This is a genomic window from Tumebacillus permanentifrigoris (assembly GCF_003148565.1).
Classification (GTDB): domain Bacteria; phylum Bacillota; class Bacilli; order Tumebacillales; family Tumebacillaceae; genus Tumebacillus; species Tumebacillus permanentifrigoris.
On the sequence record NZ_QGGL01000005.1, the window covers coordinates 79,088 to 102,622 of the forward strand.

A 23,535-nucleotide genomic window follows, 5' to 3' on the forward strand; every position below is an offset into this window, starting at 1 on the left:
TATACCAAAAGTTGATCTTAGACCCAACCGCGGAGTTGCGAAGCTTCTGCCATGCGACGAACGCCGACCATGTAGGCCGCGAGACGCATGTCGATCTTGCGCACGCGTGCCGTTTCGTAAACGGAATGGAAGGAGTGCGACATGATCTTCTCCAGTCGCTCGTCCACTTCGTTCTCGCTCCAGTAGAAGCCTTGGTTGTTCTGTACCCACTCGAAGTAGGAAACGATAACGCCACCTGCGTTTGCCACAACGTCCGGAACGAGCAGGATGCCGCGCTCGGAGAGGATCTTGGTCGCTTCGATCGTGGTCGGGCCGTTGGCTGCTTCCACGATGATGCCAGCCTTGATGTTGTACGCATTGCGCGCGGTGATCTGGTTCTCAATCGCCGCCGGCACGAGGATGTCGCAATCCAGTTCGAGCAGTTCTTGGTTCGTGATCACGTTTTTGTAGAGTTTAGTGACCGTGCCAAACGAATCGCGACGGTCGAGCAAGTACTCGATGTCCAGGCCATTCTCATCATGCAGACCGCCGTAAGCGTCGGAGATCCCGACAACTTTTGCACCAAGGTCATGCATGAACTTCGCGAGATAGCCACCTGCGTTCCCGAAACCTTGCACGACAACGCGTGCGTTTTTCAGTTCAACTCCGCGGACTTTGGCCGCTGCTTGGATCGCGATCGCCACACCGCGTGCGGTTGCGGAATCACGACCATAGGAGCCGCCCAGCACCAGCGGTTTGCCGGTGATGAAGCCCGGTGCGTCGAACTCACGGATACGGGAGTATTCGTCCATCATCCAAGCCATCGACTGGGAGTTGGTGAACACGTCTGGAGCCGGAATGTCCTTGGTCGGGCCGACGATCTGCGAGATCGCACGGACGTATCCACGGCACAGACGCTCCAGTTCGCGGAACGACATCTCACGCGGATCGCAGATGATGCCGCCCTTGCCCCCGCCATACGGCAGGTTCGCGATGCCGCACTTCAGCGACATCCAGATCGCCAGAGCCTTGACTTCGTCCTCGGTCACTTCCGGATGGAACCGGATGCCGCCCTTGGTCGGGCCGACAGCATCGTTGTGCTGCGCACGGTAGCCAGTGTAGACCTTGACAGTGCCATCATCCATGCGGACCGGAATGCGGACGGTCAGGACACGGAGCGGTTCCTTGAGCAATTCAAACATTTCTGGGCCGTAGCCAAGCTTGTTCAGCGCATCAGCAATGACCAGTTGGGTACTGGTCAACACATTCAGGTTTTCAGTTGGTTCGCTTTTCGTAACATTCGAAGTTGTGTCCTGGGTACTACTCATTCGACTCGACCACCTTTGAACAATTGAAAGGGTTTCTAACTCTCAACCAATATACACCTTCCATCCGAACATGGGAAGTTCATGCATGGACGGTAAGAAGCTATGATACACGGTACAAGTCCAAATACTCCATTCCAGCGTGCTTAGCTCACTCGCTAGGCCAGATAGCTCACTCATTCACCCGCTGAGCGGAAAACGGTCGTATCTTGGCCGATTGCGACACGTATGGCTCCACGGTCGCCGTTTTTGTTCTGGAGCACCTCGAGCGCGTGCGTTCCATCCTCTGGATCATAGACAGATAAATGCATCCAGACGTCCACCGTCGCCTCCAGCGCCTGTGCCAGCAATTGCCCATCGCGGTCACCGTTGGCAGCCACGATCACCGGGCAATTCAAATCGCGCGCCAGCATGTGCAACTCATAGGCGACCATCGAAGCCCGCTCTTGCGAGGGCAACATCTCCTGCTTGGTATGCGGGATGCGCTGCAAGTAGTCGAGGAACACGATCGGCTCCTTGCCAATCGTTTGTGCAATCCGTTGCACAAAATCGGAAATGTCCTCACACGTGTTGTCCACAGATGCTTCCAACGTCCAGATGTGACCTGCAAACTCGTTGTAATGCTCGTTGATCTGCTTGACAAGTTCCGGGTCGGCATTGCCGAGCAAGATATCTCGCCACGGGATCTTCGAGAGTCGTCCAATCGAGTTGGCCCACAGTTCAAACGACGAGTTCTGCCACGAGAAGTACGCGACCGGACAATCGAGAAACGCTGCATGGTCGGCCATCTGGCGGAGGAACGTCGTCTTGCCAGCTCCAATCGGGCCGCTCAAGGCATACAGTCCCGGACGGAAGCCCCCCAGCAACAGATCGTCCAGTTCGGATACACCAGTCGGAATACCTGTCGTCTGTCCACGCTGGCGTTTCAAAAATTCCTCGTTGTACATCGTCAAGTAGTGTTCGTCTGGTGGCATGCCCGACTCTTGCTTGGTCTGGATTGCGCGGTTGATCAGGGAAACGAACACTTCCTTGGCATTCTCCGCACGTGTGAACAAGTCGCTAATATCCTTGATTCCCTCTGGTAGCGTGACGATAAAGACTTCCTCCGCCACCGACTCCAACAGGTTGGAAACGCGCTCTGCTTCGCGGCGCCCTTCCTCGTCGTTGCCGTAGCACAGAAAGACACGTTTGTCTGCAAACAGTTGCGCATGTTCCTTGTGAAACGAATAGCAATCCGGCACAGCGACCGCCGGGAGCGGCACTTGTTCAAGCGACAGGACGTCAAACATCCCGCCTGCCAAGACCACCTCAGAATTGTCGGCCAACACCGGTTCGTTAAAAAGCACCGGCGTGACGCCGAGCAGGGCCTTGTACTTGGGCTCGCGATCGTCGACAGAGCGACCGATCAGATCGAGCGTTCGACCCTCCATGTTGCGGATCGGAAAAATAATCCGACCTGGCAACAGGCCGCTGTTCTGTTGAACGGAGAACCCGATGATGATGTCCTCATAACCCAGCGAGAAGTTGATGATCGTCTTCTCAGAGATGTCCCGACTTTCCAGATACGTCAGGGCTTCCAAGCTAAATTGCTTCTGGTACTTGCTGACGAGCGCTTCCAAATCGTCAGTCCCAATCGCGGGTTGAAACATCGTCATGGCGGACATCCCTCCCTTGCCCTCATTTTAACAGAAGCAAGGTCGGGTTGTCGCCAGAAAATTCACAAGCTTACAAATCTTCACCTTCATCGTCAAAGTCATCCGGGTTGTCCACGACGACCAGCTTTTCCTCGTAGCCTTGTGCTGCCTGCGGGATGCCTTCGAGCGCATCGCCATCATCCGGGTTGTCAAAAGCGATCATGTCTTGATCGCCCCCGTCTTTGTGCGTGACCCCATTAAAAGGTTTCATGGCTGATCCTCCTATGTACAGTGGTTACACCTAGTGTTTCCCACTGCCAGCAGAGCCATCCAACGCCACCCCGAGTTTTCGAGCGACGATCCCGGTCGTGCCCGCTTGCAGGATGATCGTCAACAGGATCGCCATGAAGGTCACCGAGGAGATCTCGCGGTAGTGTGGCAGCTCAAGTCCTGCCATCAACGCGACGAGCGCGGCCGGAATCACTCCCGTCTCCCGCACCCAGCACATAAAAAGCAATTCCTTGAGCGACCACTTCGCCATCCGATCCGGCCCTGCACAGAGGAACACGGTCAGCGGTCGTGCGATGAACATCAGCACCAACACGATCAAGAGACCTTGCCACCAGAAATCGGCCAGCGAGGAGAAGTCCACCTGCGACCCGAGCAGGATGAAGATCATCATGCGCAAAATCAACGTCATGCCGTCAAAAAAGTGGCCGACCTCCCGCAAGCGATCTTCGTCGGTCGGCCACTTGAGCTGTTCGTGGTTGCCAAGCATCAAGCCGGCGGTGAATGTCGCCATAAAACCGCTCACACCGATCAGATCGCCCACCAGATAGGCGCCCAACGCCACCGTGATCACGACAATCGACGCGTACTCGCGCAAAAAGCCACCGGGTCGCTTGGAGATCAGCACAGTCGCCAACCAGCCAAAGATCAGCCCGATCACGAGCCCACCAACCGCCATCTTCACAAATTCCAACAGTGCGCTGCCGATGGCAAAATGCGCTTCGCCCGTCACGATACCAAGCGTCGTGAAGGTCACGATCGATCCTGTCGCATCGTTAAACGCCGACTCCGACTCCACCGTCTGCTTGACTTTTTCGTCGATCGGCACTTGGCGGAACACCGGAATCAGCGTCGCGGGGTCTGTGGAGGAGATGATCGCCGCCAACAGAAAGGCCAGCGACAACGGCAGATCCAGTAGATAATACGCCGCAGCAGCTGTCACCACCGCTGTAATCAACACTCCCGGAATCGAGAGCATCGAGAGCGTGAACCAGACTTTTTTCAAGATGTTGAATTGAATCGCTCGCCCACCGTCGAACAGGATCAATGTAGCCCCTACCGTGATGATCAACTGATCGGCCACCGACTGCGGTGACAGTTCCACCACATGCAGGATCGGCCCGACCAACACACCGATCAACAAAAACAGCGCTACGTCCGGTATTCGCAACAGCCGCGCCAAACGTCCGCCGAACATCCCGACGATCAGGACGATCAACACCAAACCTATGTACCGGTGGACCATCTCCATTGTTGTGATCTCCATCGTTCTCCCACCTTCTAGATCTTCCAATAAAAAACAGCAAGAAGCATCCTACCCTACATCGTACAGGTTAGGATGCTTCAATGGCTTTAGTTTACACAATGCCAATCTCTACTTCAATGCTTGTTCCAAATCAGCGATCAGATCGTCTGGGTCCTCCAAACCGATGGAGAACCGCAACAGACCATCCCCGATCCCACGCTTGTGACGTTCATCTGTGGGCATGCCGTTGTGTGACATCATGCGAGGGTAGGACAGAATCGATTCGACAGCCCCCAGCGACACAGCGACGAGCGGAAGTTGTACGCGCTCCATCAGACGACGGGCGCGTTCCTCATTCCCGAGATCGAACGACACGACAGCACCGTAGCCGTCTGCTTGTCGCTTTTGAATCTCATGCCCTTGGTGCGACGCGAGACCTGGATAGTACACTTTTTCGATATCACCGCGCTCAGACAGGTAGTGCGCGATTTTCTCCGCACCTGCACAGGACGCGTCCATGCGGACTTTTAACGTCTTCACCCCGCGCTGGAGCAGGAAGCAGTCCTGTGGTCCGAGCACGCCGCCACAGGCGTTTTGCAGGAAGTACAGGCGTTTCCCAAGTTCTTCATCTCGCACGACCACCACGCCTGCGACCACATCCGAATGCCCGCTGAGAAACTTGGTCGCGCTGTGGATGACGATGTCGATCCCGAGATCGAGCGGGCGCTGGAGGTACGGGGTCATGAAGGTGTTGTCGATCATCGAGAGCAAGCCGTGTTCGCGGGCGATCTGCGCCGCACCTGCCAAGTCGATGATCTTCATCGTCGGGTTGGACGGGGTCTCAAGGAACAGCCCCTTGGTATTCGGGCGGATCGCCGCCCGAATTTCGTCGAGGTTGGTCGCATCCACGAACGTCGTCTCGATCCCGAAGCGAGTGATCAACTGGGTCAGCGCCCGGAACGTGCCCCCGTAGATGTCGTCACAAGCGATGAGATGATCGCCCTGTGAAAACAGGAACAGTGTCGTCGTGATCGCCGCCATCCCAGAGGCAAATGCAAACCCGCGGGTTCCGCCTTCGAGTTTGGCGAGCGTGTCCTCCACGGCGTGGCGAGACGGGTTGCCCGAGCGCGCATATTCGTACAGCGGCGGGTTCCACGGATCTTCTTGGTGGAACGTCGAGGCTTGGTAGATGGGAAATGCCGCCGCCCCCGTCACTGGATCGATTTCATTTCCAGTGTGCAAAACGTGGGTGGCAAATGATCTTTTTTTCTCACTCATACTGTGCTTGTGCTCCTCTCACTCCAATTTCCTGCTCTGCTGCCGCCAGCGCTTGAGCCAAGTCGTCGATCAGGTCGGCGTGATGCTCGATCCCGACGGAGAGGCGAAGCAGAGAGTTAGTGACGCCGACCGCCACACGGATCTCCTCTGGGATGTCGAAGTGCGTTTGGCGGGCCGGGTACGTGATCAATGATTCCACGCCGCCAAGCGATTCGGCAAACGTGATCAGTTGCAAATGGCGCAGCAAGGGCTCGACCAATTGCTCGCATTTTACCTCAAAGGACAACATCCCGCCATACCCGCGCGATTGGCCTACGTGCGTATCCCGTCCCTCATGTCCGAACAAGCCAGGGAAGTACACCGTGCTCACCAGCGGATGCTTCGCCAGCCATTCGGAGACGAGCAGCGCGTTTTCTTGGTGACGATCCATGCGCAGGGCGAGCGTCTTCATCCCCCTCATCAGCAACCAGCAATCCTGTGGTCCTAAGGTTGCGCCGATCGAGTTCTGCAAGAAGTAAATCCGATCTGCAACTTCCGTCTCACGCGCGACGACCAGACCTGCCAACACGTCGTTGTGTCCACCGAGGTATTTGGTGGCGCTGTGTACGACGATGTCTGCACCGAACGCCAACGGACACTGGAGGTAGGGGGTCATAAAGGTGTTGTCGACGATGGTCAGAACCCCATGTCGCTGGGCCACTTCAACCACAGCGCGCAAATCGGTGATCCGCATCGTCGGATTGGTTGGCGTCTCGACGAAAATCGCCTTGGTGTTGGGCTGTATCGCTTGTTCAACCGCTTGCACGTCCCCCGTATCCACGTAGGTGGCGGTGATGCCTTGCTTCGGAAGAATTTGTTCGATCAGGCGGTACGTGCCGCCATAGAGGTCATGCGAGACGATCAGATGATCGCCTTGGGCAAACAGGCCGAACACGCCAGCGATCGCGGCCATGCCGGATGCATACGCGAAGCCGCGCACGCCGCCTTCCAGCTCAGCGATGGCATCCTCCAGCGCTTGGCGGGTCGGATTCTTCGTGCGTGTATAGTCGAACCCGGTGCTCACACCGAGTTGCGGATGGCTGTAGGTCGTGGAGAGGTAGATCGGAGCCGATACCGATCCAGTTTGCGGATCGCGGCGGTTGCCGATCTGGGCGAGCGTGGTTTCAATGTTGTTCATGGTGTTTTCCCCCTTATGTGTGCGCAACAAGCAAAAAAGACCTCTCTCCCAGTGGAGAAAGGTCTTATACGCATGCATAAGGAGACCTTTCTCTCATCTCTCAGGATCACAATGATCCTGCAGGAATTGGCACCGTGCACGCGTGTTTCAAGCTGCGTGTCGGTTGCCGGGCTTCATCGGGCCAGTCCCTCCGCCTACTCTGGATAAGAGAATATCTAGTTTGCTTGTTCCATTGTCTTGCTACTTCACTACAGTACAGCACACATAATTTTCTGTCAAGGGAAAAGTCTAGGCGTGTTGGACCTCTGCCGTGTTCACATGCAGCGGTGGAACGACGAGCCATCCCTTTTCCTTTTGCATGCGGAGCATGCGCAGGCCCATCTCCGCTTTTTTGGTGTAGAAGGTCAAATAGAGGGCTGCAAGGTCTTCACGGATGCACATCGCCATCACTTGCGAACAGGCGACGAGGCCCATCGAAGTATCTGCTGCGACCAACGATGCAACCTCCACGTCGGTCAAGCGAGCACCCGGCGGGATGAGCTCCAGATCAGCCTTGGGTTTCTCCGGCGGAGACGGTGGCAGCGGGACCCCGTTTTCCTTCAACACGCGCTCCAGCTCCGCCGCTTCCTCACGTGCGGTATCGATCGATTGTTCGATGAAGTCACGCAGGTCGGCGTCCCCGGTATGGTTGTGCAGAACTTGGTAGTAAGAGATCATGCCTTTTTTTGCGACTAGCGAACCCCAGGCACCACTTACTTCCCCATAATGCATCGGCTCGTGTTTCGGATTGCCACTCAAGATTCCCATCCTAACCCCTCCTCGTATCGTGATAACTAAATAGATGACCTCCTCTAGGTTGCACCGAATGCAAAAAGCCATCCGCACCTACGTGCGAATGGCTTTTTTTCACAGAATCCAAGTCGTTACTTCCTCGATCGGTTTGCGGGTCAGTTCGCGCTCCTGTGCGGGATACCCCACCGGCACCAAGGCCACGAAGTCCATCCCGTCTAATGGGGGCAACAAGGCTTCGATCTCGCGCTTCGCCTGTTGCGGGCCTGCCATCCAGCACGCCCCGAGACCTTGGGCATGGAACGTCAGCAACAATTGCATGACCGCCCCGGCAATGGTCTGCAAGCGTGAACTGCCCAGCAGACGCGCATCCTCCATCGCCGCAGCCTCTGGGTCTTGCCTGCCCCGCTGTGCCAACAAGCGGTCGGCAATCGAGCGATAATCCCCCATGTACACCGCGATGCAACACGGTGCGTGACGGAAAAAATCGCTCGACTGCTTCCAGCGCTCGATATGCTCTGCATACGCTTCTGCTTCCGGCCACGATGCCATCAGCAACGTCTTCTCCTGTACGGCGTCGGCAAGCTGATGGATCAGGTCCTTGTTTTTCACCACGACGAAATGCCACGGTTGAAAATTGCCGCCGTTGGGCGCCCATGTCGCAGCGGTCAGCGCCTCGCGCAACAGTTCGTCGGGCACCTCCTGCTCCGTCCATTGGCGAATCGAGCGGCGGGTCGAGATGAGGTGCAACAAGTCTTGTGGATTGACTCCGTTCATGGATGTACAACTCCTTCTGTCCAAGATTCCCCACTCATAGGGTACACCTGTCCTGTTGCAAACTACAAGCATGGACGAAAATCGACTTTACTGAAGGAAGTGAGACCTGTTGGAAAAGACCGGATCAAAGATTCATTTCCTGCCCCTGTTCGCGCTGGCGACCGTCCCGCTGATCATGGTGCTTGGGAATTCGATGCTGATCCCGATCCTGCCGACGATGCAGGAGACCATTGGCATCACGAAAAACCAGTCTTCGCTGGTGATCACGATGTTCTCCGTCCCTGCTGGAGTGATCATCCCGCTGGCTGGTTTTCTCTCAGACAGGTACAGTCGGAAAGTCATCATCGTCCCCGCCCTGTTGCTGTATGGAGCGGGCGGTGTCGTCGCGGGTTTGGCGGCTTGGTTGCTGAGCAGTCCGTACTGGCTGATCATGGTCGGTCGCGTCTTGCAAGGCTTAGGTGCAGCAGGAACCGCCCCGATCGCGATGGCGCTGGCAGGTGACCTCTGGAAGGGCGCATCACGGGCAAAAGCGCTCGGTCTGATCGAAGCCTCCAACGGTTTAGGCAAAGTCTTATCTCCGATATTTGGCGTCTTGCTCGCGATGCTGTTCTGGTACGCTGCCTTTTTCGCCTTCCCGATCATCTGCATCTTGTCGGCGGCACTCGTTTATTTTTTTGTCAAGGAACCGAAAAAAACCGGCCCCAAGCAGCAGGTCAAACAATACCTCAACACCCTCAAAGGCACGTTCAAAAAGCAGTATAAGTTCTTGCTCACCGCCTATTTCGCGGGGGCGGTGGCGCTGTTCACCCTGTTCGGCTTCCTGTTTTACATCGCACAAATTCTGGAGGAAGTCCACAAAATAGACGGTCTGATGCGTGGTTTTATCCTCTCCGGTCCGTTGTTGGCGATGGCAACCACCTCGTACATCACAGGGACTAAGATCAAGAAAAACTACGGACTGATGAAGACCTTGATCCTCGTCGGCTTGGCGTTGATCACCCTCCCGCTGGTCATCAACGCGTTTCTAAAAAACCCATATGTGGAACTCAGCCTGCTCGTCGTCTCCGGGGTCGGCACCGGGTTGATGTTGCCGTGCCTGAACACGATGATCACCTCCTCTGTCAAAACAGAAGAGCGTGGGGCGATCGTTTCTCTGTACGGCTCCGTTCGTTTCCTCGGCGTGGCAGCAGGGCCGCCGATTTTTGGTGCCTTGATGGATACTCCACGGCTCATGTACTTGATCATGGCGGGCTTGTCGGCACTGTGTTTCGTAGCCTGCTGGATGTGGATTGCTGTGAAAAAGCAGGACAAGGGCGGCGGTGACCCGTATGAGAAAATCGAATGGGATCGCAAGTTACTGGCGATGAAAAAAGCGCGGGCGTAACCATACGCCCGCGCTTTTCATATCTTACAGGAGCCTACTCCTAGAAGGGAGCCAATACCTGCGATGCAACGAAAAGCGCTTGAACGTGCGTGGGACGACATCCTGCGCGACCCTCTCCCTGGTCGGCTCGCCAAACCCCGCTCTGACCACGGTCTGACGATGCTGATCGACACCGGCCTCGGCGTACAGGAAACGGCTGATCTCGTGCGTTTGGCCGGTGCCTATATCGATTTTATCAAACTCGGCTTTGGCACTTCCAAACTCTACCCCACCGACGTGTTGCAAGAAAAAATAGCGCTCCTGCACAGCGCGGGCATCGATGTCTACCCAGGTGGCACGTTCCTCGAAGCTGCGGTGCTTCAAGACAAGTGGCGCGAGTTTCTCCTGCGCTGTCAGCAACTGGGGTTGCGGACGGTCGAAGTGTCAGACGGAACGATCCAGTTGTCGGCCGAACTGCGCCGCGAGATTATCACGACCGCCCGGGAACTTGGTTTCAACGTGATCACCGAAGTCGGAAAAAAAGAAAATGACTCCCATCTCCCGGTGAGCACCCAGCTCCAGATGATTGCCACCGACCTCGAAGCAGGCGCCTATAAAGTGATCATCGAAGGCCGCGAGTCCGGCAAGGGCGTCGGCCTTTTTGACGGAAACGGGCAGATCCTGCGCGACGAGTTCGATGAGTTGGTCAAGTCCGTCGGCAACCCGAAGCAACTGATCTGGGAAGCACCGCTGCGCAGTCAACAGGAAGAACTGATCCATTTGTTTGGCCCCAATGTAAATTTCGGCAACATCAAGCCGCACGACATCATCTCGCTGGAAGCACTCCGGTGCGGGTTGCGTAGCGATACGTTGCGCTACACGCTGTAAGCAGAGAACGTTCAATGGGCAGGACTGGTTGGTCTATCGTCACACACTCGTCCATATATATCTGTACCAAGGCATGTGTAGGAAGGACGGATGTGTGTGGCCGGAGAGATCATCCTCGTCGTGTTGATCATCATCGGCATCGTCGGCCGTGCGAGCATCCTCGCAACGGCGGCGAGCTTGCTGTTGATGATGAAGTTATTGAGTTTGCAGCGGTTCTTCCCGATGATCGAGCGTCGTGGGTTGGAACTTGGGCTGTTGTTTCTGATGATCTCGGTGTTGGTGCCGATGGTCAACGGCAAGATCCAGACCAAAGACCTGCTCGGCACGTTCCTCACCATCGGCGGTATCTGTGCCATCCTCGGTGGCATCATCGCCACCTACGTAAATGGGCAAGGACTCTATCTCTTAAAAATGGACCCGGAATTGATGGTCGGCATGATCATCGGCTCTGTCGTCGGCATTGTGGTGTTCAAAGGCATCCCCGTCGGTCCCCTGATGGCAGCCGCGATCGCCGCGATGTTGATGAAGCTCTACCAATATTTCTTCCGATAAAAAAACTCTTCGCCCACCCTGTGTGCGAAGAGTTTTTTGATAGCGGCGAAAATAGCGGGATAAAAAAGACCCCGACACGAGTGTGTGGGGTCCGTTACGTATTTATTGAAGCGGGAAGTGTTCCGTAATGGTTTGAACTGCGTTGCCGTCCATCACGCGCTTGCCGTATTCCTCTAGCATGGCGGTGGTGGTAGCAGAGAGATCTCCGTACTCGTGCAGGATCGACCAGATGGTATCGTACAAGTCCTCGGCAATCTCTTCCTCATCGAAGAACAAGTGATAGCGGTTCTTGTAGTGGTACAACGAACCACCCAATCCGTCATGCGCTCGTAGCGAGTGAGCTGCCCGGATCACATCTTCTAAGTCTTGGAACACGAAAATGAAGGCTTCGCTGATATCGGCCGGGACAACTTCGTCCTCCAAGTCATCCTCGTCGTCCAGCAAGGCTTGGTCTGCGTTGCCAGCCAGCGACGGAGGTAGTTGGGTGACGATGACCACGATCCCCTCGGTTGGCATCGTAAATGCCTCTACCGCCAATGGACCGGCCACTTCAAACCCGACTTCTGCATAGGCATGCTCCATCATATCCCAGAACAGTTCCTGGACTTTGCGTCCGTTTTGCCAGATCTCCTCCCGGTCAATACCGCGAGTGTCAAGATCATCGTAGGTGATGTAGATACGCACTTTGTTGCTGCCGAGTTTTTCTACCTTCATTCTCCTCACTCCTTTGCCCGAGAAATGACTTGGGTGTTATTACTCATTATTATGCAGTGGACAGGCGCTTGGTTCTGTAAGACAGATTACATGGTTTACTTCGCCAATTCGTAGATCGCTTTGGCGTAGATCTTCGTGCAACGGATCAAGTCATCCACCGCCCAGTTCTCGTCACGCTGGTGCGCCAACTCTTCCTGACCGGGGAACAACGCCCCGAAGGCCACCGCGTTCGGAATCGCCCGCGCATACGTGCCGCCACCGATTGTGATCGGCACTGCCTTCTCCCCCATCTCTGCCTCGTAGACTTTGAGCAGCTTGGTCACGATCTCAGAGTCCTTTGGCACGTAGTGCGGTGCCATGTTCGCATGCTCGTTGGCCTCCACGGTGTAGCCTTCCGGTGCCAACTTCTCCTGCATGATCGCCATCAGCGCTTCAGACGTTTGGTCGACCGGGAAGCGAATGTTGAAGGAGAGTTTCACACCTTTTTCATCGGCGTGTACGAGGCCGAGGTTACAAGTCAGCGGGCCCGTTTCACCGCAGACCATCTGGACGCCGAGCCGCTCGCCTGCGGTGTCGATCTCGGAAACAAACTTCCAGAGGTCCTGCTCTGCCGTATCCAGTTCAGCGAGGATGCGCGCCGCTTGCACGACAGCATTGACGCCGTGGTGCGGTGCCATCGCATGGACGGAAACGCCTGCGATGTGCAATTTGATCGTATCGTCGCCGGCTTCATACTCATATTGGACATTGTACGATTCCGCGAGGTCACGGATCTTGCCAAGAACCGCATCGAGATCTCCCTTGACATCGAGAACGACCGCACAGTGATCCGGCACCATGTTGATGCGGTTGCCCCCCGTCACTTCGCGGACGAGGACGGTCGCCGTGTCAGCGACAGAGCGGCCTTTTTTCACATCGTAGCAGAGGATGCCCTTCTCCGCGTAGATCAGCGGAAAGTCAGCATCTGGGGTGAAGCCGCCGATCGGCTTCGGTTCCTTGGCAAAGTAGTGATCCATGCAGCGCCAGTTCGATTCCTCGTCCAAGCCGAGGATGACGCGGACTTTTTTCGACAGGGGCACGCCAGACTCTTTCACAGCTTGCAAGGCGTGGAGCGCTGCCATCGTCGGGCCTTTGTCATCGATCGCGCCGCGCGCGTAGATTTTCCCCTCGTGGATCTCCGCGCCAAATGCCGGGTGCGTCCAGCCTGTGCCGACCGGGACGACATCAAGGTGACCGAGCACGGCGATGTAGTCATCACCTTCCCCAAATTCGATGTGGCCTGCGTAGCCGTCGACATTTTTCACCGTGAAGCCCATCTCGCGGCCCAAGTTCAACACATACTCCAACGCTTCAGCACATCCTGGGCCAAACGGTTGCTCCGGCGAGCTTGCAGGGCCACCGACTGAGTTGATGCGCAAAACGCCTTGGGTGTTTGCGATGATGTGATCGCGATGCTGTTCAATCCACTTTTCAAACATTGTATGTACGCCTCCGCTCGATCTAGTCTGTTAGTTTGAAGTGACGAGTGAATGTGGGGGCTCGCCCCGCAGGACGCGAACGATGTTCTCGGCCGCCAATACCGCCATCCGATCGCGCGTTTCGACTGTCGAGCTCCCCAGATGCGGGGCGAGCACGACATTGGGCAGTTCCAACAAGCCAGGGTGTACCTCTGGCTCTTTTTCAAAAACGTCCAGCCCCGCCCCGGCGAGCTGGCCGGTGCGCAACGCTTCGACGAGGGCCGCTTCCTCCACGATCGCTCCGCGCGCCGTGTTGATCAGGTAAGCGGTCGGCTTCATGCGGGCCAACAGGTCAGCGTTCAACAGGTGGTGCGATTCTGCGCTGTACGGTACATTCACGGACAGGATGTCGGAGCTGCGAACGAGCGTGTCGAGATCGACGTAGCTCAATCCGTACTGTTGCTCTGTCGCTTCATCCAAGCGGCGGCGGTTGTAGTAGACGACGTTCATATCGAACGCCCGCGCCCGCTTCGCGATCGCGAGCCCGATTCGACCCGCGCCGATGATCCCGAGCGTCTTGCCCCCGTATTCCATGCCGAGCAGAAGCGAGGGAGCCCATCCGGTCCACTTGCCAGCGCGTACGTAGGCATCGCCTTCGACGATACGCCGTGTCACCGCCATCAAAAGCGCCCACGCGATATCTGCGGTCGCGTCAGTCATCGCACCGGGCGTGTTGGTCACCGCGATGCCGAGCTCCTCCGCCGCTTGGATGTCGATATTATTGTAGCCGACGGCGTAATTGCTGATCACGCGAAGTTGTGGAGCTGTGGCCATCAACTCGCGATCGATCGGGTCGGTCAGCATCGTGAGCAGTGCGTCATAGGTCGGAAGCAGCGCGGCCAGTTGCTCGCGAGTCGGTTGCTGCTCCGAGGAAAACACCGTCACCTCACAGCATTGGCGGAGAATGCTCAAGCCTGCCTCTGGAATCTCGCGCGTGACGAGCACGCGGGGTTGCTTGTGCGACATGTCATCGCCTCGCTTTCCTATTAAAGTAGACGAAGAGCCGCACGCCTCCTCTACAGGTGCGGACGACTCCTCCGATTGTGACATAGGTCTTAGCGCTTGGTCGAGGTGCGCTCCAAAATCGAGTGCGGGAGCAGCACGGTGTACTCCTCGATCGATTCCCCTCGCAAAAGTTTGGTCAAGAGCCGCATCGAGACCGCGCCGAGGTCATAGGTCGGCTGGGCGATCGTGGTCAACTCTGGGCGAATCATCGTGGTCAAGCGCGTGTTCTCAAAGCTTAGCAGCAGCACATCGTCTGGTGCCTTGCCGCCACGGTCACGAACAGCATTCAAGTACCCCAGCACAAGTTCATCGCTCGTCGCGACGACAGCATCTGCCGTGTGCCCTGCATCGAGGAATTCGTTCGAGATCTTGTACCCTGCTTCGTAGTGCTGATCCTTCGCATGCAGGACCAAGGTCGTGTCGAGTTCGCGACCGGATTCAGCCAGCGCTCGCTCATACCCTGCGAGGCGTTCCATCGTAATCGGATGCGTGGTCGGTCCGCCGAGGAATACGATCTTGTCCATCCCGAGATGTAGGAAGTAATTCGTCGCGTCTGTACCGGCGAGTTTGTTGTCGATGGATACGGCCGGGATGCGACCTTCCGGGTCGTCGGTCGCACAGAGCACAACGGGCAATTGTGCCAATTCGAAAGTTTTTACAATGTTCGGTGTAATCCGTTCAGAGATGAAGATCAACCCGTCGACTTGTTTTTCCCACATCGTGCCGATCAGGTCGATTTCGCGGTCTTCGCGAGCGTCAGAATTGGCGAGGATGATGTGATACTGGTACATCGTCGCGATGTCCTCGATACCGCGCAACACTTCCGCATGAAAGAGATCGGAGACATCCGGGAGAACGACGCCGATTGACTTTGTGCGCTTGCTAGCCAAGCCACGCGCCACCGCATTCGGACGGTAGCCGAGCTTGTCGATCGCCGCTTGGACTTTGGCTTTGGTCTCATCCTTCACAACGGCAGTCCCGTTCAAGACGCGGGAGACGGTCGCCATCGACACGCCAGCTTCGCGGGCTACATCATAGATTGTTTTGTTCACCGGACACACACCTACTTTTCATCTTCATTAATTCCTTTCATCATACCACAGGTGCTAAGTGCAAAAAAGCACAAAGTGAGGGAAACATTGCTGATCCACCCAAATTATTCTATACTGTTGGAAATTGATTGAATTGTTTGAGAGGAGCGTGTGCCCGATGTTGACCGAAGCGCAGGTGCAGGAGCTACAAGTTCAGTGGGAGGAGAGCTTGCCGGAAGCCGGTACGGCTGGCGAGCCTTTTTACACCCTGATGAAGTTTGACGGCGATCGGAATACTGGCGAGTTGTTTGCCTATCCGGGGCTGCCGATGAGCTTTGGGCAGCAAGCGATGGTGACCACCCTGTTCCCCACTCCTGAGATCGGGCTGGCGTGTGCGCATACGATTGCCGTGACGAACCCCGAGTGGCGGTTGGTCGGGGTCAGTGAGGCGTTTCTGTCGCTGATCGTGGAATTGGTGCGCTGGCAGGAGATCCATCTGACGGTGTCGCTGAGTGTGGAGGAAGGCGCCGTGGTCGAACCAGATCGCCTGCCGGAGCTGGTCGCCGCGATTCGCGAGCATGGGTTCTCGGCGGAGTTCCTAGACAAGTGATTCGCCAACCCTGATAATTGAGGAAGTAACTTTACGTAGGTATGGGAGTGTGTCACATGAAACGTACTTGGTGGAAAGAAGCCGTTGTGTATCAAATTTACTGGCGCTCGTTCAACGACACGAACGGCGACGGATATGGCGACCTGCAAGGCGTCATCGAAAAACTGGACTACATCAAATCGCTCGGTGTCGACGTGGTTTGGCTGAATCCCTGCTACGAATCCCCCGACCGCGACAATGGATATGACATCTCGAACTACACCTCGATCATGGAAAAAGCAGGCACGATGCAGATCTGGGAAACCCTGCTCACCGAAGTACATAACCGTGGCATGAAGCTGATCATGGACCTCGTCGTCAACCACACGTCCAACCAACACCCGTGGTTCCTCGAATCCCGCTCCTCGCTGGACAACCCGAAGCGCGACTACTACATCTGGCGCGATCCGAAGGCGGACGGCAGCGCTCCGAACAACTGGCGCTCCTACTTCGAACCTTCGACATGGACATACGACGAGACGACCAACCAGTACTACTTCCACTCCTTCGCCGTCGAACAACCCGATCTGAACTGGGAGAGCCCGGCTCTGCGCGAGGAAGTGTACTCCATGATGCGCTTCTGGCTGGACAAAGGCGCTGACGGGTTCCGCATGGATGCTGTCGCCCTGATCGCCAAACCAGAAGGCTACCCAGATGCGGAGAATCCGGCGGATATCTCCTACCTCTCCAACAATCCCGGCGTACACGAGTATCTGCATGAGATGCATGAAAACGTGCTGAAGCACTACGACGTGCTCACCGTCGGTGAACTTGGCTTCATCAAACCAGAGGACGGCCCGCTCTACACGGGTGAAGATCGCGGTGAGTTGAACACCCTGTTCCACTTTGAAGTGGCCGATGAGATGCCGACGTGGGACATGTTGCGGTTCAAGGAAATTCAGACCCGTTGGTATGAGGCCCTAAAAGACTCCGGCTGGAACTCGCAATTCCTCAACAACCACGACCATACCCGCCAAGTCACGCGCTTCGGCAATGATCGTGAATTCCGCGTAGAGTCTGCGAAACTGCTCGGAACGCTCGTCCATACCCTGCCTGGTATGCCGTACATCTACCAAGGCGAGGAGATCGGCATGACCGGCGTACGCTTCCCGTCGATCGACGACTACGACGACATCGCGATGCGCAACAAATACCGCGATGCCGTGGCAGAGGGGCGTGACCCGCAGGAAGTCTTTGAAAGCCTGTTGCCGCTCTCTCGCGACAACTCGCGCACCCCGATGCAGTGGAACACGAGTGAGAATGCCGGGTTCACGACCGGACAACCGTGGATCAAAGTCAACCCGAACTTCACGCAGATCAACGTCGAACAGGCGCTCGCCGACCCGAACTCAGTGTTCTATTACTACCAAAAGCTGATCCAACTGCGCAAGGAAAACCCGGTGATGGTCTACGGCGATTACTTCGACCTCTCCGAAGGGGATGCGCATCTCTACATCTACAAGCGCGAGTTGGATGGTGTGCGCTGGCTGGTGATCCTGAACCACGCAGATCACGAGAGCGAGTTCATCCTCCCCGCTGGCTACAACGATGCGAACAAGCAGCTCGTGCTCGCCAACTACGCCGATGTGACGGGGGACGAATCGATCGACCATACCACGTTGCGTCCGCATGAGGCGCGAATTTACCGCATGTAAAAAAAAAGGAATCCGCACACGCGCGGATTCCTTTTTTTACTCGTACTTCTCGTCCGGCTCCCTCGTGATCCCCTCCATCATCAACTCCAGCTCCGTCTCGAAGTTGAGCATCAGCGGAGTCGGCAGTTCGTCCGAAAACGCTTGAATCTCCGGCAACTCCAACACCGCCGCGAGATCGTGAGGTTTGGGCTCCTCCAAGCTCTTGATCCACGCCTGTACCGCCTCGGTGAACTTGTAAAACGAACCCTCAAAACGCTCCGCATCCTCGGCCGCATTGTCAAAATCACTGGACTGCATACGCTGCCAATTCTCTTGCATCGTAGCGAATGCTGCCTGCATTTCTACCTTTGACATCGGAAAACCCCCTCCCTATGCAAAAAGGTGCTCTCCTTCGCAGGAGAACACCTTTTCATAATGCGTTGTGGTGCCGGCGAAAGGAATCGAACCCTCGACCTACTGATTACAAGTCAGTTGCTCTACCAACTGAGCTACACCGGCGCGTTAAGAACAAGTCCTACTATATCAGCTTCCCAACCGCCTGTCAACAAATGATTTCAACCAATCATCACCAGTCGTAAAAAACATCCAAACTACATATGCTTGGACTAGGGAAAAGGGAGGCGTCCGACGTGAAAAAATGGTTGCTCGCGTGGGTGGTCTTCACCCTCTATTTGATCGCCAACATGACCATCATGCCGACAGCAGAACAACCGCACCTGATTGCAACGATGCTGCTGGGCTTGTTTTTCTTTCTCATCTTCGGACTGCGCGGCGTCTACGGGGCGATGCTGACCGTTGCGGGCATCGTGGTGCTCGCCATCTTCGTCCACCAGTTTCGACATCCGCACAACGAGTTCGCTTTCTACGGCAAACAACTGCTCCGGCTCCTGCTCGACTTGATCACGATCATGGGCGGCGGCGGGATCGGGTTCTGGGTCTTGCGTCTGCTCGAACGGCGTACAACCCCCTAAAATTGAAAAGTACGCCCTGCCGCAGTCAATTCTGCAACAGAGCGTACTTAGTATGTAGGTGCTTTCACGTATGTATGAAGAACTCATGAAAGCAAAGTTGGAAGCAGCACCTATCGGGGTGTTTCGACAACGCTTGTCGAATTACGTCGTTTTGTTAAGAAAAATATACTCTACCTCATCATTTCATTCAAGGCGCTTTTCCTCGTTCTCCCTCCTTCAGCCGCGATCTCCTCCTTCATATTCAGATATCCTTCTATTTCCTCTCTCTCCCTTCATCTGCACCCATTCATAAGATTTGTCGATTCGACCCACACTACAACTACCAACCTTGGAAAAGTTTGACGTGGTGGAGGTGAGTCGATGAACGTGCATTGGAAAAAAACCGGACTGACCCTCCTCGCGGGCAGTCTCTTGCTCGCAGGATGTGCCAAGTCTCCACAGGCGACGCAGGAAGCGACGGTCGTTCCCGTCAGCATGGCCCGCGCCACGCCGCGTGACCTCCCCGAAACGTTGCTGCTCCCCGGTCGTGTCATGCCGCGTGAACAGACCTCCGTCGTTGCAACGACAGCAGGCCAAATCCAATCGGTGCTCGTCCATGTCGGCGACTCCGTGAAAAAAGGCCAGCTCCTCGCCACGCTCGAATCGGGCGGGAGTCAGTCCAGCCTGAACGAAACTCGTCTCGCCCTGAACGGCTTGGAAACACAAGTGCGCCATCTCCAAACCACCGCCTTGGGGAACACAGACGGCGCACTCACACCGGCAAGCCTCCCTCAGAAGATCACACAATTGGAACAAGAAGCACAGGCCAACCTCACCACCCTGATCGCCAACTTGCAATCCCCGAGCAGCCTCCAGACCTTGCCGCAATTGGTCCACATCGGGCGTCAGATTCAACAGGCACAGAGCCAAGTCTCCCTCCTGCAAGCCCAGACGCTGATCGGGAAAAGCCTCGAAGTGTTTCGAGCGCCGTTGCTCCAGACGTTACAAGCACAGCTCGTCCAAGCCCGCCAAGCGGTGCGTTTTGCCGAAGCTCAACTGCAAGCCACACGGATCACCTCACCCTTCGACGGCGTGATCCTCGCCAAAAACGCCATCGCCGGCACACCGTCCGGCCCTGGCGTTCCGCTGTTCAGCGTGGGGAGTGTAGCCGATGTCGATTTTGAGATTCTCGTCGATTCCGCCCTGCAAACCCGACTCAAGCAAGGGCAAACCGCACGAGTGCAGATCGGCGGCCATGCGCCCGTTACCGTCCAACTGGCCTCCGTCTCCCCATCGCTCGACGTGCAAGCGAAGTCCTTCACCGCACATGCCACGCTCGACAACGAGAGCAGCGCCTACAAACCCGGCGAAGTTGGACAAGCGATGATCACGCTCGACCCGCATCGCGGCGCACTGAGCGTGCCGACTTCCGCGATCCTCCAAGATGCCCAAGGCTCGTATGTTTTGCAAGTACAGGGCGGCACAGCGATCAAGAAACCCATCACCACCGGATACAACAACGGCACCTACACAGAAGTTCTCACTGGGCTCCAAGCAAACGATGAAGTGATCCACGAAGGTCTTGACCGCGTGCAACCCGGCACCAAAGTCCAGATCGCCGCTGCACAGACACGAGGATGAGACTCTCGGAACTGTCTGTCAAACGCCCTGTCGCCGCTGTCATGATCATCGTCGCTCTGGTGATTCTCGGCGGCGTGTCGTTGTTTCGGTTACCCGTGGAGCTATTTCCACGGATGACGTTTCCGCTGGCAGCCGTCACCGTGCAAAGCGCTGGCACCGGGCCCGAAGTGATCGAGACGATGATCACCCGCCCGCTCGAAGAGATCCTCGGCACCGCCAACGGGGTCAAAAACATCGCCTCCACCACCCGCAACGGGGGCACGATGGTGCTCGTCGAATTTGACTGGGGCACCAACATGGACTACGCCACCCTGCAGATGCGCGAGAAGATCGACTACATCAAGCAGAACCTTCCAGAAGGCACACAAACTCCGGTCGTGATCCGATTCGACCCGAATTTGCTCCCCGTCGTTCAACTCGGCATGACCGGGGGCAAAGACCTACAAGAACTTGGCAAACTCGCCAACGAAACCGTCAAGCGCGCACTCTCTCGCGTGGAGGGCGTTGCTGCCGTCCAGATCTCGGGTGGAGCCGAACGCGAGGTGCGCATCACGGTGCATCCCTATGACTTGCAGGCGCGTGGTCTCACACTTGAACAGTTGCGACAGATCCTCGCCAGCGAGAACCTCACGCTCTCCGGCGGTCTCGTGCGTGAGGCGGATCGCAACATGGCGGTCATCATCCGTGGGGACTTCCCCGACATCGAGAGCATCCGCAACCTACCGCTCGCAAGTACTCAGGGCAACCGCTTCCACCTGCGCGATGTGGCCGATGTGGAGGAGACCCTCCAAGACCAGTCGCAGATCTCCCGCATGAACGGGCAGCCGAGCGTGGCGATCTCGATCCAGAAGCTCTCCGACGCGAACACGGTGCAAGTCTCGAACGGTCTGCGAGAGGCGCTGACCGACTTGAAAAGCGCACTGCCCGCGAACGTGCAGATCACGCCGCTTTTCGATCAAGCGTCGTTCATCAAGCAATCGATTCGCACGTTGAGCCGCGACATGCTGCTCGGCGGGATGTTTGCCGTCGTGATCCTGTACGTGTTCTTGCGTTCTTGGCGCAGTACGCTGGTCATCTCGCTGGCGATTCCCGTTTCGATCATCGCGACATTCATCATGGTCTATTTCTCCGGGCAGTCGGTGAACATGCTGACGATGGGCGGTCTGGCGCTCGGGGTTGGCGCGATGGTCGACACGGCGGTCGTGATCTTGGAAAACATCTTCCGCCACCGCCAGATGGGGCGCCCGCTGTACGAAGCGGTCTTGGAAGGCTCCAGTGAGGTGACGCTGGCGGTAACGTCCGCGGCGTTCGCGTCCGTGGTCGTTTTTGCCCCGATCATCTTTGTCTCAGGTCTGGCGGCTCAATTGATCCGCCCCTTGGCGCTGACGGTCACGTTCTCACACTTGGCCTCGCTATTCAGCGCGCTGTTGCTGGTGCCGATGTTCGCCTACTACTTCCTGCGCGGGGAAAAAACCACCTCGCCGGTGGTGCCAGCAGGTCAAGACCCTGAGCAAAATGAATCGCTCGGGCGTCTCTCGCTCTGGTACAGGAGCATCTTGCACTGGGCGTTGAACCACCGCAAAACCGTCTATCTGACCACCCTGCTCCTGCTCGGGCTGACCGCTGCGGCCTACCCGCTGATCGGTCAGGAATTTCTGCCCAAAGGCGACCAAGGCGTCATCCAGATCACGATGACCCTCTCGCCTGGCACCCCGCTCGACAAAACGGGGCAGCGGGTGACGGAGATCGAGCAAAAACTTTCCGCAACACCGGAGCTGGACAAGACCTTTGTGACGATCGGGGGCGGCACGCTCTACAACCCGACGGCGGGTACACAGTCGCACAAGGCCGTCCTCAACCTCCAATTGAAGGATCGAAGCGCCCGCACCCGCTCCACCGTACAAGTTGCCGACGACCTGCGCGTCCGCCTGACGAACATCCCAGATGCGCGGGTCAACGTGCAAGTCTCCGGCGACCAACTGACCGGCGCAGGCATGCCGATCCAAGTGCGGTTGCGCGGTGACGACCCGGACGTCCTGCGCCAGTTGGCGCAACAGGCCACCCAACTGATCAGCCATGTCGCAGGCGTTCGTGAAGCAGCCGCCGAACGTGAACGGCTCACCCGAGAGATCGTGATCGTTGTCGACCGTGAAAAAGCCCGCAACTACGGGCTGGGCAACGCACAAGTCGCCCAGATGATCCGCCAAGCCACCCAAGGCCAACTGGCGACGCAATACCGCACCCGGACGGAGGAAGTCGACGTGCGTCTGCAGATCCCCGTGGAGATGCGCAACTCATTGGAACGTCTGCGCCAGTTGCAAGTGCCCACACCGCTGGGAACCTCTGTCGCTCTCGGTACGCTGGCTGACGTGCAGCTCGCAGAAGGCCCGTCGACGATCTCTCGCTACAACAACTTGCGTGAGATGACGGTGGAGGCTGATTACATCGGCCGCGACATCGGGCATATCATGGACGACATTCGCAAGACCCTCGGTGATCAATTGAAGCTGCCCGCGGGGTATGCGATCGAGTATGGGGGCGAGTCTGAACAGATGAGCGATGCGTTCAAAAAACTCGAAGGCGCGCTGGTGCTTGCCATCGTGCTTGTCTATATGGTGATGGCGGCGCAATTCGAGTCGTTTTTCCACCCCTTCGTGATCATGTTCTCGATTCCTGTGACGGCGGTCGGCGTTGTATTCGGCCTGTTGGTCACCGGGAGAGCGCTCGGTGTGGGGGCATTTATCGGCCTGATCGTGTTGGTTGGAATCGTCGTCAACAATGCGATCATCCTGATCGACTATGTCAACCGCTTGCGCCGACGGGGACTTGATCGCGTGGAAGCGATCCTCCGCGCCGGACCTGTGCGTCTGCGCCCGATCCTCATGACCGCTGGGGCGACCGTGCTAGGCGTAGTGCCCGCCTCATTGGGTCTCGGGGAGGGCGCGGAAATTCAGGCCCCGCTAGCGACGGTCGTGCTGTTTGGTTTGACTTTCTCGACCTTGATCACTCTGGTATTGATCCCTGTCGTGTACCTGTCGCTTGATAGCTGGTTGGAACGACGACAAGCCCGGAGGTGA

The 23,535-nt window shown here is 56.8% G+C and carries 21 protein-coding genes, 1 tRNA gene and 1 riboswitch; of the genes, 8 read left to right on the forward strand and 14 right to left on the reverse strand.

Annotated features, from left to right (window positions below):
- Positions 1–17: 17 nt before the first annotated feature.
- The 8 genes from C7459_RS06850 to C7459_RS06885 form a co-directional block, all read right to left on the reverse strand.
- Entirely contained in the window at positions 18–1,307 is a 1,290-nt protein-coding gene (locus C7459_RS06850) for a Glu/Leu/Phe/Val family dehydrogenase (protein WP_109687723.1), read from the reverse strand.
- Positions 1,308–1,480: 173 nt separating this feature from the next.
- Positions 1,481–2,959, reverse strand: a complete 1,479-nt coding sequence (locus tag C7459_RS06855) for a DnaB-like helicase C-terminal domain-containing protein (RefSeq protein WP_170119321.1) — start codon at positions 2,957–2,959, stop codon at positions 1,481–1,483.
- Positions 2,960–3,029: 70 nt separating this feature from the next.
- Positions 3,030–3,209, reverse strand: a complete 180-nt coding sequence (locus C7459_RS06860; protein WP_109687728.1) for a hypothetical protein — start codon at positions 3,207–3,209, stop codon at positions 3,030–3,032.
- 30 nt (positions 3,210–3,239) lie between these two features.
- Positions 3,240–4,493 carry a cation:proton antiporter gene (locus C7459_RS06865; RefSeq protein ID WP_109687730.1) on the reverse strand — a complete coding sequence of 418 codons (1,254 nt, stop codon included), beginning with the start codon at positions 4,491–4,493 and terminating at the stop codon, positions 3,240–3,242.
- Between the two features lie 108 nt (positions 4,494–4,601).
- Positions 4,602–5,750 (reverse strand): trans-sulfuration enzyme family protein, encoded by a 1,149-nt coding sequence (locus C7459_RS06870; protein WP_109687732.1) that lies wholly within the window; start codon positions 5,748–5,750, stop codon positions 4,602–4,604.
- Positions 5,743–6,927, reverse strand: a complete 1,185-nt coding sequence (locus tag C7459_RS06875) for an aminotransferase class I/II-fold pyridoxal phosphate-dependent enzyme (protein ID WP_109687735.1) — start codon at positions 6,925–6,927, stop codon at positions 5,743–5,745. The genes C7459_RS06870 and C7459_RS06875 overlap by 8 nt, the downstream gene beginning before the upstream one ends.
- 90 nt (positions 6,928–7,017) lie before the next feature.
- Positions 7,018–7,137: riboswitch (SAM riboswitch) on the reverse strand.
- 78 nt (positions 7,138–7,215) lie between these two features.
- Positions 7,216–7,734, reverse strand: coding sequence for a DUF3231 family protein (locus C7459_RS06880; RefSeq protein ID WP_109687737.1), 519 nt, complete (start codon positions 7,732–7,734; stop codon positions 7,216–7,218).
- Between the two features lie 99 nt (positions 7,735–7,833).
- On the reverse strand, positions 7,834–8,493 hold the full coding sequence (locus tag C7459_RS06885) for a nitroreductase family protein (RefSeq protein WP_170119322.1): 660 nt from the start codon (positions 8,491–8,493) through the stop codon (positions 7,834–7,836).
- Between the two features lie 109 nt (positions 8,494–8,602).
- On the opposite strand from C7459_RS06885, the gene C7459_RS06890 reads away from it, so the two are divergent.
- From C7459_RS06890 to C7459_RS06900, 3 genes are all read left to right on the forward strand, one after another.
- Positions 8,603–9,877, forward strand: coding sequence for an MFS transporter (locus C7459_RS06890; protein ID WP_245884433.1), 1,275 nt, complete (start codon positions 8,603–8,605; stop codon positions 9,875–9,877).
- A gap of 63 nt (positions 9,878–9,940) precedes the next feature.
- On the forward strand, positions 9,941–10,744 hold the full coding sequence (gene comA, locus C7459_RS06895; protein ID WP_109687741.1) for a phosphosulfolactate synthase: 804 nt from the start codon (positions 9,941–9,943) through the stop codon (positions 10,742–10,744).
- 90 nt (positions 10,745–10,834) lie between these two features.
- Entirely contained in the window at positions 10,835–11,296 is a 462-nt protein-coding gene (locus C7459_RS06900) for a DUF441 domain-containing protein (RefSeq protein ID WP_211320355.1), read from the forward strand.
- Positions 11,297–11,398: 102 nt separating this feature from the next.
- On the opposite strand, the gene C7459_RS06905 is transcribed toward C7459_RS06900, so the two are convergent.
- From C7459_RS06905 to C7459_RS06920, 4 genes are all read right to left on the reverse strand, one after another.
- Positions 11,399–12,010: an adaptor protein MecA gene (locus C7459_RS06905; protein ID WP_109687743.1), complete on the reverse strand. Its 612-nt coding sequence runs from the start codon at positions 12,008–12,010 to the stop codon at positions 11,399–11,401.
- A gap of 95 nt (positions 12,011–12,105) precedes the next feature.
- Positions 12,106–13,488, reverse strand: a complete 1,383-nt coding sequence (pepV, locus tag C7459_RS06910; RefSeq protein ID WP_109687745.1) for a dipeptidase PepV — start codon at positions 13,486–13,488, stop codon at positions 12,106–12,108.
- Between the two features lie 30 nt (positions 13,489–13,518).
- A complete protein-coding gene (locus tag C7459_RS06915) occupies positions 13,519–14,493 on the reverse strand; it encodes a 2-hydroxyacid dehydrogenase (RefSeq protein ID WP_109687747.1) in 975 nt (324 codons plus the stop codon).
- A gap of 89 nt (positions 14,494–14,582) precedes the next feature.
- Positions 14,583–15,584 (reverse strand): substrate-binding domain-containing protein, encoded by a 1,002-nt coding sequence (locus C7459_RS06920; protein ID WP_109687749.1) that lies wholly within the window; start codon positions 15,582–15,584, stop codon positions 14,583–14,585.
- Positions 15,585–15,741: 157 nt separating this feature from the next.
- Here C7459_RS06920 and C7459_RS06925 point away from each other — a divergent pair, with 157 nt between their 5' ends.
- Together C7459_RS06925 and C7459_RS06930 are read left to right on the forward strand one after the other, a co-directional pair.
- Positions 15,742–16,173, forward strand: coding sequence for a hypothetical protein (locus C7459_RS06925; protein WP_109687751.1), 432 nt, complete (start codon positions 15,742–15,744; stop codon positions 16,171–16,173).
- 56 nt (positions 16,174–16,229) lie between these two features.
- On the forward strand, positions 16,230–17,867 hold the full coding sequence (locus tag C7459_RS06930; RefSeq protein ID WP_109687754.1) for an alpha-glucosidase: 1,638 nt from the start codon (positions 16,230–16,232) through the stop codon (positions 17,865–17,867).
- A gap of 36 nt (positions 17,868–17,903) precedes the next feature.
- Here C7459_RS06930 and C7459_RS06935 read toward each other — a convergent pair whose 3' ends face one another.
- Positions 17,904–18,221, reverse strand: a complete 318-nt coding sequence (locus C7459_RS06935; RefSeq protein WP_109687756.1) for a hypothetical protein — start codon at positions 18,219–18,221, stop codon at positions 17,904–17,906.
- 68 nt (positions 18,222–18,289) lie between these two features.
- Positions 18,290–18,365 (reverse strand) — tRNA-Thr (locus tag C7459_RS06940).
- Positions 18,366–18,496: 131 nt separating this feature from the next.
- On the opposite strand from C7459_RS06940, the gene C7459_RS06945 reads away from it, so the two are divergent.
- From C7459_RS06945 to C7459_RS06955, 3 genes are all read left to right on the forward strand, one after another.
- Positions 18,497–18,838, forward strand: a complete 342-nt coding sequence (locus tag C7459_RS06945; protein WP_109687758.1) for a hypothetical protein — start codon at positions 18,497–18,499, stop codon at positions 18,836–18,838.
- A gap of 360 nt (positions 18,839–19,198) precedes the next feature.
- Positions 19,199–20,458, forward strand: a complete 1,260-nt coding sequence (locus C7459_RS06950) for an efflux RND transporter periplasmic adaptor subunit (RefSeq protein WP_109687760.1) — start codon at positions 19,199–19,201, stop codon at positions 20,456–20,458.
- Positions 20,455–23,535 (forward strand): efflux RND transporter permease subunit, encoded by a 3,081-nt coding sequence (locus C7459_RS06955; RefSeq protein ID WP_109687763.1) that lies wholly within the window; start codon positions 20,455–20,457, stop codon positions 23,533–23,535. Before C7459_RS06950 ends, C7459_RS06955 begins: the two co-directional genes overlap by 4 nt.